Genomic DNA, 12,887 nt, shown 5'->3' on the forward strand with positions numbered 1-12,887 from the left:
AAAGCGCAGCCATAGCCAGGGCTATGGCGAGCATTTGCAACGACGAGCAGGGGTCTTTTGGCGTGATGAGCGGGCATGATCGAAATACTCTCAGCCTCTGACGCTGCCGTGTGAGAAAGCCGTTCCGCGGAATGGCTTCGCGGTCGTGCCATTTGTCGGTGCAATTTCCGCTTGGCGGGACAGCGCGCAAAGCGCAAGGGTGCGCCGCCTGCGCACGATGTAAGAGTTGACAGGGTGACGGCCCGGGCCGAGCGTGCGAGAGTTGGCATCACAGAGCCTGACGCTCGGGAGGCCAAGACAATGATCGTATCGATCACGCGCGAACTCGCTCTTCGCGCGATGCGCATCTGCCGTGATCGCATGCACTTGCTCAAGGATTCCGCGTGGACTCGCACGCTTCGGCGCCTTTGCTGATCTGCCGCGTGCAGACCCGGCTGTGTGCGCTGCCAATGCAATACGTCGTCGAGATCATGCGTCCGCTGCCGGTCGAGGCCATGGCGGATGCGCCGCAGTTCGTGCGCGGCCTCAGCGTGCTGCGGGGTGACCCAGTGCCGGTCGTCGATGCAGCGCGCCTCGTCTGTCATGCGGACAGCCAGCCCGGACGTTTCGTCAGCCTGGTGGTCGGCGAGCGTCGCGTCTTGCTGGCCGTCGATCAGGTGCTCGGCGTGCGTCCCGTCGCTGCAGGCACGTTGCGTGTCCTGCCGCCGCTGCTCGCCAATGCTGGGGCCGACTTTGTCGATGCCATCGGGCTTCTCGACGAACAGCTGCTGCTGATATTGCGTGCGGTGCGGCTGCTGCCCGAAGAGCTCCACCTGGTTTCGCAGGAGCAATCATGAGGCCCTCGGTCGAATTGCCCCTGGTCGAGCGCTTCAGGCTGCTCATTGCTCGACGGCTCGGCCTTCAGTTCGAGGACGCGAAGAGGGCGTGGCTGGCCGACCTGCTGGTCCGTCACGCCGAGTCGGCACCCTGCGACATACCGACCTATCTCGCGCGACTGGAATGCGGCGCTGCCCGCGACGAAATCGGCGCGCTGGCGCAGGAATTGACGGTCTCGGAAACCTACTTCTTTCGCAACATCGAGCAGTTCCACGCCTTGCGCGAATGTGTCGCTACGGATCGCCTGCGCGCCCGCGCAGCAACCCGATGTTTGCGCATCCTGTCGGCTGGCTGCGCTTCGGGCGAGGAGGCGTATTCGATTGCGATGACGCTGCGCGACATGCTGCCGGACCCGTCCTGGGAACTCGTGATCCACGCCATCGACCTCAACCCGGCCATGATCCGGAAAGCGCAGTGCGCCCGCTATTCGAGCTGGGCTTTGCGTGAGACGCCCATCGACATGCAGCAGCGCTGGTTTCGGCGGGACGGTAGCAACCTCGTGCTCGACGACACGATCCGCGCGGCGGTCCGCTTCAATGAGCGCAACCTCCACGACGACGATTCTGAATGGTGGCCGTCGGATTTCTACGACGTGGTCTTCTGTCGCAACGTGCTGATGTACTTCACCCCGCAGGGCGCACGTTCGACAGTGGCGCGGATTGCCCGGGCACTCGCCCCGGGCGGCTTCTTGTTCCTCGGTCACACAGACACTCTGCGGGGCCTGTCGCAAGACTTTCACCTGCGACACACCCACGGCACCTTCTACTACCAGCGCAAGAACCCGCGTGAGTCCGCGGCAGCGGACGCGCAGCCCGAGGACACTTGCCTGTCTGACGTCACCTCGCCCATGATTTCGAGAAGTGAAGAGGGCGCAGACGATTGGGTCGAGGCCATCGGCAAGGCCGCGGAACGTGTGCGCATGCTGACGGCGCAAGCGATGCTCCCGTCGTCGCGCGGCACCGCGTCATCCGCAGGATGCGACTCGCATCTCGGGCGAGTGTTCGATCTCTTTCGCGAAGAGCGCTTTGCCGATGCATTGGGTCTGGTGCAGGCCCTTCCGCCCGAGTCGGCGCAAGCCCCCGATATGCTTCTCTTGAACGCTGCATTGCTGGCGCACAGCGGGCAATTCAACCCTGCGGAAGCCGCATGTCAGCGGCTGCTGGCCATCGATCCGACGAATGCCGGGGCGCACTATGTGCTGGCCCTGTGCTGCGAAGCCGCTGGCGATCAGATCGGCGCAAGAGGAGGTCATCAGCGCGCGGTCCACCTGGACCCCGGCTTCGCGATGCCGCGCCTGCACCTGGGGCTGCTTGCCCGCCGCAGCGGCGACCTCGATGCGGTGCGCCGCGAACTCGGCCAGGCACTGCTTCTTCTGCAGCGCGAGGACGCTTCGCGTCTGCTGCTCTTCGGCGGGGGGTTCAACCGCGACGCACTGCTTGCGTTGTGCCGAGCCGAACTGTGCGCGAGCGCGGGAGTGCTCTGATGGGCGCGAACGACACCACCCTGGGAATCTCGCAGAAGGCACTGGAACTGCGGCTGGCATTCGACCGCGCGTTCGCGGAACCGGCACAAACCTCCAGCGCGGCGCTCGACAATTTTTTGGCCATCCGGATAGTCGCCGACCCGCATGTCGTGCGTCTGTCCGACATCTCGAGCCTTTTGCCGTTGAAGAAAGTGACGCTCCTGCCCAGCCCGCTGCCGGCACTGCTGGGCATCACCGGATTCCGCGGTGCCGTCATCCCGATCTTCGACCTGCGGGTGCTGCTGGGTTATCCGGCAAGCGAGCCGCCCCGGTGGACAGCGATCGCAGCGGACATGCCAGTCGGGCTGGCCTTCGACGCCTTCGATGGTCATCTGCGCTCTCCGCGCGAAGCCAGTGTGCAACCCATCTCTTCCGAGCTCACGCGGCCGCACGTGCGGGAAGTCTTGCGCTGCGACGACGTTCCGCGCCCGGTGGTATCGGTGTTCTCCGTGCTCGAGACGATCCGGCAGGGACACCCACACAACATTTCATCAAAGGAGTGAGGCCATGTGGACCTTCGGACGAAAGATCGCGCTCGGATTCGCGGTTTCCTTTCTGCTGCTCCTGGGAATCGGCATCGTGGCCTATCGCGGCATTGATTCGCTCACCAGGACGAGCCACCTCGTCACGCACACGCACAACGTGCTCGAGCACATTGCGGGGCTGCTCAGCCAGATCAAGGATGCCGAAACCGGCCAGCGCGGCTTCGTGATCACGGGCGACGAGGCCTACCTCGAGCCCTACCACTCGGCCATCGGTTCGACGACCAAGCTGATCAAGGAGTTGCGCGATCTCACCGCGGACAACCCCAACCAGCAAAAGCGCATCGACACAGCCGACTCGCTGGTGGCGGCGAAGCTGGCCGAACTCAAGCGCACGATCGATCTGCGCCGGCAGGCGGGCCTGGAGCCGACGATCAAGGTGGTGGGGGGCGGCGAAGGCAAGAGGGCCATGGACGACCTTCGCCGCGTGGCGGAGCAAATGGAGCACGAGGAACGGGAGCTGCTCAAGCAGCGTGCCGAAGAAGTCGAAGCAGCGGCAGGCAACTCGCGCTCCACCATCGTGTTCGGAACCGCCTTCTGCCTGCTCTTCGTCAGCGGCGCGGGCATCGTGCTCACGCGTTCGTTGACCACCCAGATCGCAGCGGCGGTGCAGCACGTGCAGCGCTCGTCGACGGAGCTGCAGTCCGCGGCCAACCAGCAGGCCACGGGGGCACGGGAGTCGTCAACGTCGATGAACGAGATCACGACGACGATCAGCGAACTGCTCGCCACGTCGCGACAAATTGCAGAGAGTGCGCAGCGTGTGGCCGGCATTGCCGAGCAGACCGTCGGCGCTGCGCGTTCTGGCGACGGCACGGTGCAAAAGGCCAACGATTCGATCGTCGGCATCCGCCAGCAGGTGGACCTGGTGGTGAACCACATGCTCGAACTGGGCAAGAAATCGCAGCAGATCGGCGCTGTGCTCGACATCGTGTCGGAACTCGCCGAGCAGACCAACATTCTCGCCATCAACGCAACCATCGAGGCCACGGGAGCCGGCGATGCAGGCAAGCGCTTCAGCGTGGTGGCCGACGAAATCCGCAAACTGGCCGATCGCGTGGCCGGGTCGACCAAGGAGATCCGCACGCTCATCGACGACGTGCGCGGTGCCGTCAACACCACGGTGATGGCCACGGAGACCGGGTCCAAGGCCGTTGACGCAGGATCGCGGCAGTTCGATGAGGTCGCGTCTTCGTTCCGGCAAATCGCAAGCCTCGTCGCCACGACGACCGAGGCGGCGCGGGAGATCGAGCTGTCCACCAAGCAGCAAACCACGGCCGTCGAGCAGGTCAACGTGGCCATTGCGAGCACAGCCCAGGCCACCCGTGAAACCGAGGCAAGTTCCGGACAGACCTTCCAGACCGCATCGCAGCTCGCTGGTCTGTCCAAGGATCTGCTGCGTCTCGTGCAGCCGCAAACCGCGGCCTAGAGGCTCTCAGCCTCTGAACCATGGCCAAGGACCCCTACCGTTACTTCCGCGTCGAGGCGCGTGAACTGCTGGAGCAGTTGGGGCGCGGCGTCCTTGACCTGGAGAAGGGTGCAGGCGAGCTGCAACTGGTGCCTCGGCTTCTGCGCCTGACGCACACGCTCAAAGGTGCCGCGCGCGTGGTACGCCAGAGCGAAATCGCCGACCATGCCCACGCCATCGAAGACGCACTCGCGCCGTTCCGCGAATCGACGCAGGGTTTACGGCGCGAGCACATCGATGCGGTGCTTGGCGGGCTGGACCGCATCAGCGCTCACATGGCAACGCTTGCGCCCGCGCCCGCTCTCGCGGCCGAAACCAACACGCCGGCGCCGATGGACGGACTCTACATTGCACGGCCCGACTTTGCCGAGCTGGACGTCCTGCTCGATGGGATTGCGCAGACCCATGCCCAGATCGCCGCGTTGCGCCGGCATCTGGGCGTGATGCGACGCGTGAACGACATGGCCGACCTGCTGGCCGATCAACTGGCGCCACGCCGTGCGGGTGGCGAAGGCCGTTCCGCTGACATCGCGGCCCGCGCATCGCGCTCGACGGTGCAGGAGTTGCGTGAACTCCTCGGCCGGTTCGAGCGTGGACTGGCCTCGCCCATGGAACAGATGGACCGCGAGCTGCGACAGGTGCGCGACACTGCCGAGCAACTGCGGCTGGTGCCGGCGGCCACGCTCTTCACGTCGCTAGAACGCACGGCACGCGACGTGGCGCATACGCTCGGGAAGAAGGTCCTCTTTCAAGGTCATGGCGGCGGGGTGCGCCTGGACGCGGAAGTGCTTGCCGCCATGCAGGGGCCGCTGCTGCAGATGGTGCGCAATGCGGTCGCTCACGGCATCGAAACGGAGGGCGTGCGAACCGCTGCGGGCAAGCCGCCCGAAGGCCGCGTCACGCTGGACGTGGCGCGGCAGGGGCGGCGCGTTGTCTTCCGCTGCAGCGACGACGGCGCAGGCGTCGATCTGGATGCGGTGCGCCGTGCAGCGCAGCGCAAGGGTTGGTTGGCGACTGTGACGCAGGACCTCGATGCGCAGGCACTGCTTCAACTGCTCTTGCGCGGCGGCTTGAGCACGGCTGCTGTCGTGAGCGAAGTGTCCGGGCGAGGCGTCGGACTCGATCTGGTGCGCGAAGCCGTTGATCGCCTGGGCGGCGAGGTGTCGGTGTGCACCGCGAGCAGCCAGGGGACAACGCTGACTTTGAGCGTGCCGCTTTCGCTCGCGTCGCTCGATGCGCTGGTGGTCGAATCCGACGACGCCGCTGTCTCGATACCGCTGGATGCCGTGCGTTGCACCGTGCGCTTCGACGCGCAGCAGATCGCGCGGACCGCACAGGGCGACGCCCTGCTTCACGAGGGCGAGGTCATGCCGTTCGTGCCTTTGTCGCGAGTTTTGCGGAATACAACCCGACCGAGCACCGCCCGTTTTGGATCGGCGGTGATCGTCGAGGGAGCCGGCGGGGTCGCAGCGATTGGCGTCGATCGGCTGCTGGGCACTGCCAACATCGTGCTGCGCGCGCTGCCTGAGTCGGCGATGGCCAGCCCGGTGGTCGCCGGGGCAACGCTAGACGTGGAGGGCTGTCCGCAAATCGTGCTCGACCCCGATGGCCTGGTGAACGAGGCGCAGCGCGCGGGCGCATCGGCGCCGCAAGTATCCGCCGCCCGGGTGCCAGTGCTGGTCATCGACGACTCGCTGACCACGCGCATGCTGGAACAAAGCATCCTGGAGTCCGCCGGTTACGAGGTGCACTCGGCGATGTCGGCGGAAGAAGGCTTGGAGCGCGCGAAGCGGCGACGCTACGCGCTATACCTTGTCGACGTCGAGATGCCCGGCATGGACGGGTTTTCATTCGTCGAACAAACGCGTGCCGACCCGGCCATGCGTGATGTGCCCGCGATGCTCGTCACGTCACGTTCGTCGGTCGAGGACCGGCAGCGCGGCGAGGACGTGGGCGCGCAAGGCTACATCGTGAAAAGCGAGTTCGCGCAGGACGACTTCCTGAGGGCCGTGCGTCAACTGACGCAGGTGGCATCGTGAACGGCGTCCAAGCGTTCGCTGAACGCGGCGACCGCACGGTGCGTCTTCGCGTGCTCGTCGTAGAAGATTCCGTCACGGTGCGCAAACGGCTGTGCGAAGTGCTCACTGCCCATCCCGATTTCGACGTCGTCGGCGAGGCCGGGGACGGCAAGCAGGCGATCGAGTTGTGCCTCGCCCTGCGACCTGACGTTGTGAGCCTGGACATGATGCTGCCGCTGATGACCGGGCTGGCTGCCACCGAATACATCATGGCGCATTGCCCCACGCCGATCCTCATCGTGTCGTCATCGACGAATCGGGGCGAGCTGTTCAAGACATACGACGCGCTGGCCGCGGGCGCGATCGACGTACTGGACAAGCCGGACGGCGCCAGGCCCGACGGCGACTGGGAACGCGACTACGTCGCGGCCTTGAAGATGGTGTCGCGCATCCCGGTCATCACACACCTGCGGGGGCGTCGCACCGCGGCCGGTCGGGCTGCAGTGCCGCAAGCACTGCAGCAAACGGGCCAGCGCCGCTGCTCGCTCATCGCGATCGGAGCGTCCACCGGTGGGCCCGGGGCCATCGTGCAGGTTCTGCAAGCACTGCCGCCGCGAGCCAGTGTTCCTGTGCTGTTTGTGCTCCACATCAACGAACCCTTCGGACGCTCTTTTGCCGAGTGGCTCGATGCGCAGACGCCGCACCGCGTGGCATACGCGCAGGACGGTCAACGGCTGGCCGCGCTGGGGGGCGGAGTCGTCATGGCGCCGCCTGATCGGCACCTCGTCGTCAGCGACGCAAGACTGCGCCTGACGCACGATGCCGAGCGGCATTCCTGTCGTCCGTCTGTCGACTGCCTGTTCGAGTCCGTTGCGCAAGACTGCGGCGCCTCGGTGGCGGCCTGCCTGCTCACGGGCATGGGTCGCGATGGCGCGGCGGGCCTGCTGGCCGTGCGGCAGGCCGGCGGTGCCACCATTGCGCAGGACGAAGCCACTTGCGTGGTCTACGGCATGCCTCGCGAGGCCGTCATGCTGGGTGCCGCCGAACGGGTCTTGCCGCTGGGCGAAATCGGATCGGCGCTGACCGGGTTGACGTCCGTGCCGATCGGGGTTCAGTCGTGGGGGCCGTCATGACCACGGTGTTGATCGTCGACGACAGCCTGACGGTACGCATGGACCTGCAAGAGGCGTTCGAGGCCGCGGGGTTCCATGCCGTGGGCTGTGCCACCGTCGCCGCGGCGCGAGAAGCCATCGGGCAGCATGCGGTCGACGTGTTCGTGCTCGACGTCCTGCTGCCGGACGGCGATGGCGTGGACCTGCTCGAGGACGTTCGCGCGTCACAGTCCACGTCTCACGCGGTGGTGCTCATGTTGTCCTCCGAGGCCGAAGTCAAGGACCGCTTGCGTGGCCTGCAAACAGGGGCCGACGAATACGTCGGCAAACCCTATGACACAGGGTACATGGTTGCCAAGGCACGCGAACTGCTGCGAATGCGGCACACCGGGAGCGGCTCGCCGTGTTCGACGATCCTGCTGATCGACGACAGCATGACCTTCCGCCAGGCGCTGGCCCAGGCGCTCGAACAGGCCGGCTATTCAGTTCTCGTGGCAAGCAGCGGCGAGGAGGGGCTGCGCATGGCGGCTGTCTCGCGCCCGGGCGCCGTCATCGTCGACGGCATGCTGCCTGGCATGGACGGTGCCACGGTCATTCGCCGCCTGCGCCTGGACGCAGCCCTGCGCGGCATGCCGTGCCTGCTGCTCACTGGTGCGGAGGATCGCGAAGCCGAACTCAGCGCGCTCGATGCGGGGGCAGACGCCTTTGTGCGCAAGGAAGAAGACGTGGAGATCGTGCTCGCGCGGCTCACGGCGGTGTTGCGCAGCGCAGCGACGCCCGTCTCCGACGACACGGCGAGCCTGCTCGGTCCGAAGAAGATTCTGGCCGTTGACGACAGTCCGACCTTTCTGGGCGAACTGGCGTCGGCGCTGCGCGATGAAGGCTACGACGTCGTCCCGGCGCGTTCTGGCGAGGAGGCGCTCGAGCTGCTGGCGGTGCAGAGCATGGACTGCATCCTGCTCGATCTGATGATGCCGGGCCTGAGTGGCCGTGAAACCTGCCAGCGCATCAAGGCTGCGCCCGTGGTGAGAGAGATTCCGCTGATCCTGCTGACCGCGGTCGAGGACCGCACTGCGATGCTCGACGGGCTGGACGCGGGAGCCGACGACTACATCCAGAAATCCGCCGAATTCGAGGTGCTGAAGGCACGCGTACGTGCGCAGATTCGACGCAAGCAGTTCGAGGACGAGAACCGGCGCATTCGCACCGACTTGCTCAAGGTCGAAATCGAAGCGACCGAGGCGCGCGCCGTGCGCTCACTGGCCGAAAGCCGTGCCGATCTTCTGTCCATCCTGGAACAGAAGAACAGCGTGCTGCAGGCAGTCAATGCCGAACTGCAGGCGCGACAGTTCGAGGTGGCGCAGACGAACCGGGAGCTGAGTGCGGCGAGCCAGGCCAAGACCGAGTTTCTCTCCACGATGTCGCACGAGCTGCGTACGCCATTGAACGCGATCATCGGGTTTTCGGACATCCTGAAAGACGGCCTTGCGGGCGAGCTGACGCAGCGCCAGCGCGACTTCGTCTGCCATATTCACGACAGCGGCGGGCATCTGCTGTCGCTGATCAATGACATCCTGGACCTCTCCAAGATCGAAGCAGGCCGGGTCGAGATCGACCTGGAAGCCGTCGATCTCGACGGCTTGCTTGCGGATGCCTTGCTGGTCGTGAAGGAGCGCGCGCTTGCCCACGGAATCCGCCTCGAAGTGTCGGGCCTGGACCGCGCGGAGCCGCTCAAGGTCGATCGACGACGGCTCAGGCAGATCATCTACAACATGCTGTCCAACGCGGTCAAGTTCACGCCTGACGGCGGCGAGGTTGCGGTTCGCGCTCGCCTGGTCGATCGGAACGAGGCATCGACCGCGCTGCCGGGTTTCGCGACGGGGGTCCGCATGCCGCTGCCCGACGGTCCCTGTGACACCTTCGCGCAGATTTGCGTGTCCGACACCGGGATCGGCATTGCACGCGCCGACATGGATCGCCTCTTCACGCCGTTCACACAGATCAAGAACCCGCTGACTCGAAAGATCGAAGGCACCGGATTGGGTCTGGCCACCGTGTCGCGACTGGCTGAGTTGCATGGCGGCTGCGTCGCGGTGACGAGCGAGCCCGGTCGCGGCAGTTGTTTCAGCTTGTGGTTGCCCTGGCAGATCAGCGACACGATTCCGGCAGCGCTGCCTGTGGTGGCGCCGTGGCAGCCCCCCTCGGCTGCACCATTCGCACTGGTGGTCGAAGACGATGAGCTGGCCCTGGAGCTGATGCGTATCCAACTCGAGGCACTTGGCTTCGAGGTTCGCCATGTGAGATCGGGGGAGGCTGCGCTGGAGTTGGTGGGCGAATGCGTGCCGGACTTGATCACGCTGGACATCCTGCTGCCCGGCATGGACGGGTGGGATCTTCTCGGCCGGATCAAGAGCCTGCCTGGCTGGCGCGATGTACCTGTGGTCGTGGTCTCAGTCGTGGCCGACCATGAGATCGGCCTCTCGCTGGGCGCGTCGGCCGTCCTGCAGAAACCGGTCGGTCGGCACGAGTTTTCGCGCGAACTTGATAGGCTGGGGGTCAAGCCCACGTCGACGCACGAGGTGAGCGTTCTGGTCGTGGATGACGACCCGAGCGCGGTGGAGCTGATGGGGGCTTATCTGAGCAAGCCTGGGTACAAGGTGCTGCGCGCCTATGGCGGCCAGGACGGGATCGAGCAGGCCAGTCGCTGCCTGCCGGACCTTGTCGTGCTCGACCTGCTCATGCCCGACCTGGGAGGCATCGAGGTCGTCGAGGCCCTGCGGCGCGAGCCGGCGACGGCGCAAATCCCGGTGATCGTGGTGACCGCAAAGCAGTTCAGTCGAGAAGACCGCCTGCTGCTGAAGAGTCACATGCTCAACGTCATCGACAAGAGCGACTTTCGCCAGGACCGCTTCATCGGCGAAGTCAGGCGGGCCTGTGGTCGGTCACTGCCGATTTCATAACCTGGACTGCGTCCAGCCTCTCAGCCTCACCCCTTTCAAGGTCTTTACACAGTCTGGTATTGCTCCCTCTCCCTCTGGGAGAGGGTTGGGGTGAGGGCCGTGGGCGGTGAATGCGGACATGGGGCATCGCCGCAGCCCCTCACCCAACCTCTCCCCAAAGGGGAGAGGAGCCAATGCACGACCTTGAAAGGGCTGCCTCTCAGCCTCTCACTCGAACTTGTCGAGCACCGCCCCCGAGCTGGCGCTCGACGCGCACATTGCGAACTTCGCCAGAACGCCGCGGGTGTAGCGCGGCGCGGGTGCCTTCCAGTTGGCACGTCGGCGTGCGAGTTCTTCGTCGCTCACGTTGAGTTGAAGCGTCAAGGTGTGCGCATCGATGGTGATCGAATCGCCTTCCTGAACCAGCGCGATGTTGCCGCCCGCATAGGCCTCTGGCGCGACATGGCCGACGACCATGCCCCATGTCCCGCCGGAGAAGCGCCCATCGGTGACGAGGCCCACCGATTCGCCCAGCCCTTGCCCGATCAGCGCACCCGTGGGGGCCAGCATTTCCGGCATGCCCGGACCGCCCTTGGGCCCGAGGTAGCGAAGGACCATCACGTCGCCAGCGGCGATCTTCTTGGCCATGATGGCGGCGAGTGCCGATTGCTCGTCGTCGAACACACGTGCCGGGCCGGTCATGACCGGATTCTTGAGGCCGGTGATCTTGGCGACGCAGCCTTCGGGAGACAGGTTGCCCTTGAGGATCGCGAGGTGGCCTTCGGCATACATCGGCTTGTCGATCGAGCGGATCACGTCCTGGTCGGGCGACAAGTCCGGGACGTCAGCCAGCGTTTCGGCCACCGTCTTGCCGGTGATGGTGATGCAATCGCCATGCAACAACCCGGCCTTCAGCAACACCTTCATCACGGCCGGGATGCCACCCGCGCGATGCAGGTCGACGGCGAGGTATTTGCCGCTCGGCTTGAGGTCGCACAGCACTGGCACCTTCTTGCGCACCCGCTCGAAGTCGTCGATGGTCCATTCAACGCCGGACGCGTGCGCGATCGCGAGAAAGTGCAGCACCGCGTTGGTGGACCCGCCGGTGGCCATGATGACCGCGACCGCGTTCTCAATTGCCTTCTTTGTGACGATGTCGCGCGGCTTCAAATCCTTCTTGATCGCCTCGACGAGCACGCGCGCCGACTCCTTCGTCGACACCACTTTCTCGTCATGCACGTTCGCCATCGTCGAGCTGTAGGGCAGGCTGATGCCCAGCGCCTCGAAGGCCGAACTCATGGTGTTGGCGGTGTACATGCCGCCGCAAGAACCGCTGCCGGGAATGGCGCGACGCTCGATCTGGCAGAAGTCTTCCTCGCTCATGTTGCCGGCGCTGTATTGGCCCACGGCTTCGAAGACGCTCACGATGTTGAGATCCTGGCCCTTGTAGTGGCCGGGGAGGATGGTGCCGCCGTAGACGTAAATAGCCGGCACGTTGGCGCGCAACATGCCCATGAGGCCGCCGGGCATGTTCTTGTCGCAGCCGCCGATGACGATCACGCCGTCCATCCACTGGCCGCCGACGCATGTTTCGACGCAATCGGAGATCACCTCGCGCGACACGAGCGAATACTTCATGCCTTCGGTGCCCATGGCCATCCCGTCGCTGATCGTGGGCGTGCCGAAGATCTGCGGATTGGCGCCTGCGTCCTTCAGGCCTTCCACCGCCGCATCGGCCAGCTTCTGCAGGCCCGAGTTGCACGGCGTGATGGTGGAGTGGCCGTTCGCCACGCCGACCATCGGCTTCGCGAAGTCGCCCTGCTCGTACCCCATCGCGTAGTACATGGAGCGGTTGGGGGCGCGCGCGACGCCTTCGGTGATGTTCTTCGAGCGGCGGTTGAGGCTCATGACGGTGTTCTCGAAAACTGGCAGCGGGACGGACGATGATACGGCGGCGGCCCTTATCATCCGCGCTCAAACACCCAGCCGCGGCGCATGCTTGTCCACCCCCAGTTCGACCCCATCGCCCTGAAGCTCGGGCCGATCGCCATCCACTGGTACGGCATCACCTACCTCGTCGCCTTCGGCCTGTTCCTGTGGCTCGCATCGCTGCGGGTGCGCCAGCCGCAGTTCGCCGATCGCGGCTGGACCCGCCGCGACGTCGAGGACATGCTCTTCTATGGCGTGCTCGGCGTGGTGATCGGCGGGCGGCTCGGCTATGTGCTGTTCTACAAGCCGACGTACTACGCGGCCAACGCGCTGGAGATCTTTGCGGTGTGGAAAGGCGGCATGTCGTTCCATGGCGGCCTCCTCGGCGTGATCGCCGCCATGGCGCTGTTCGCGTGGATGCGCCGGCGGCCCTTCTTCGAGGTGACCGATCTCGTCGCGCCCTGCGTGCCGCTCGGTCTCG

Annotated in this window: 9 protein-coding genes; 8 read left to right on the plus strand and 1 reads right to left on the minus strand. The window is 65.5% G+C overall.

Going from position 1 to position 12,887, the window contains the following annotated elements:
- The first annotated feature begins 383 nt into the window (after nt 1–383).
- Genes AC30NL_RS11855 through AC30NL_RS11885 form a run of 7 tightly spaced genes read left to right on the plus strand, consistent with a single transcriptional unit; the run spans nt 384 to nt 10,498 of the window.
- Nucleotides 384–836 carry a chemotaxis protein CheW gene (locus tag AC30NL_RS11855; protein WP_489464204.1) on the plus strand — a complete coding sequence of 151 codons (453 nt, stop codon included), beginning with the start codon at nt 384–386 and terminating at the stop codon, nt 834–836.
- Nucleotides 833–2,359, plus strand: coding sequence for a CheR family methyltransferase (locus tag AC30NL_RS11860; protein WP_489464205.1), 1,527 nt, complete (start codon nt 833–835; stop codon nt 2,357–2,359). Before AC30NL_RS11855 ends, AC30NL_RS11860 begins: the two co-directional genes overlap by 4 nt.
- Nucleotides 2,359–2,901 carry a chemotaxis protein CheW gene (locus AC30NL_RS11865; protein ID WP_489464206.1) on the plus strand — a complete coding sequence of 181 codons (543 nt, stop codon included), beginning with the start codon at nt 2,359–2,361 and terminating at the stop codon, nt 2,899–2,901. Before AC30NL_RS11860 ends, AC30NL_RS11865 begins: the two co-directional genes overlap by 1 nt.
- A gap of 4 nt (nt 2,902–2,905) precedes the next feature.
- Nucleotides 2,906–4,369 (plus strand): CHASE3 domain-containing protein, encoded by a 1,464-nt coding sequence (locus AC30NL_RS11870; protein ID WP_489464207.1) that lies wholly within the window; start codon nt 2,906–2,908, stop codon nt 4,367–4,369.
- 20 nt (nt 4,370–4,389) lie between these two features.
- Complete coding sequence (locus AC30NL_RS11875) at nt 4,390–6,447, plus strand: hybrid sensor histidine kinase/response regulator (protein ID WP_489464208.1); 2,058 nt, start codon at nt 4,390–4,392, stop codon at nt 6,445–6,447.
- Nucleotides 6,444–7,559 (plus strand): chemotaxis-specific protein-glutamate methyltransferase CheB, encoded by a 1,116-nt coding sequence (gene cheB / locus AC30NL_RS11880; protein ID WP_489464209.1) that lies wholly within the window; start codon nt 6,444–6,446, stop codon nt 7,557–7,559. The genes AC30NL_RS11875 and cheB overlap by 4 nt, the downstream gene beginning before the upstream one ends.
- Nucleotides 7,556–10,498, plus strand: a complete 2,943-nt coding sequence (locus AC30NL_RS11885) for a response regulator (protein WP_489464210.1) — start codon at nt 7,556–7,558, stop codon at nt 10,496–10,498. The genes cheB and AC30NL_RS11885 overlap by 4 nt, the downstream gene beginning before the upstream one ends.
- 207 nt (nt 10,499–10,705) lie before the next feature.
- Here the strand turns inward: AC30NL_RS11885 and ilvD are convergent, their stop codons facing one another.
- Nucleotides 10,706–12,385 carry a dihydroxy-acid dehydratase gene (gene ilvD / locus AC30NL_RS11890; RefSeq protein ID WP_489464211.1) on the minus strand — a complete coding sequence of 560 codons (1,680 nt, stop codon included), beginning with the start codon at nt 12,383–12,385 and terminating at the stop codon, nt 10,706–10,708.
- Between the two features lie 87 nt (nt 12,386–12,472).
- On the opposite strand from ilvD, the gene lgt reads away from it, so the two are divergent.
- Nucleotides 12,473–12,887, plus strand: a 415-nt coding sequence (lgt, locus tag AC30NL_RS11895; RefSeq protein ID WP_489464212.1) for a prolipoprotein diacylglyceryl transferase, incomplete at its 3' end; no start/stop codon positions are given.

Origin of the sequence: Rhizobacter sp. (genome assembly GCA_021153565.1) — a bacterium.
Taxonomy (GTDB): Bacteria; Pseudomonadota; Gammaproteobacteria; order Burkholderiales; family Burkholderiaceae_C; genus Albitalea.

Coding starts and splice junctions, on each gene's coding strand:
- AC30NL_RS11885 (WP_489464210.1), top strand. CDS start 7,556: ATGACCACGGTGTTGATCGTCGACGACAGCCTGACGGTACGCATGGAC.
- AC30NL_RS11870 (WP_489464207.1), top strand. CDS start 2,906: ATGTGGACCTTCGGACGAAAGATCGCGCTCGGATTCGCGGTTTCCTTT.
- AC30NL_RS11865 (WP_489464206.1), top strand. CDS start 2,359: ATGGGCGCGAACGACACCACCCTGGGAATCTCGCAGAAGGCACTGGAA.
- ilvD (WP_489464211.1), bottom strand. CDS start 12,385: ATGAGCCTCAACCGCCGCTCGAAGAACATCACCGAAGGCGTCGCGCGC.
- AC30NL_RS11860 (WP_489464205.1), top strand. CDS start 833: ATGAGGCCCTCGGTCGAATTGCCCCTGGTCGAGCGCTTCAGGCTGCTC.
- AC30NL_RS11875 (WP_489464208.1), top strand. CDS start 4,390: ATGGCCAAGGACCCCTACCGTTACTTCCGCGTCGAGGCGCGTGAACTG.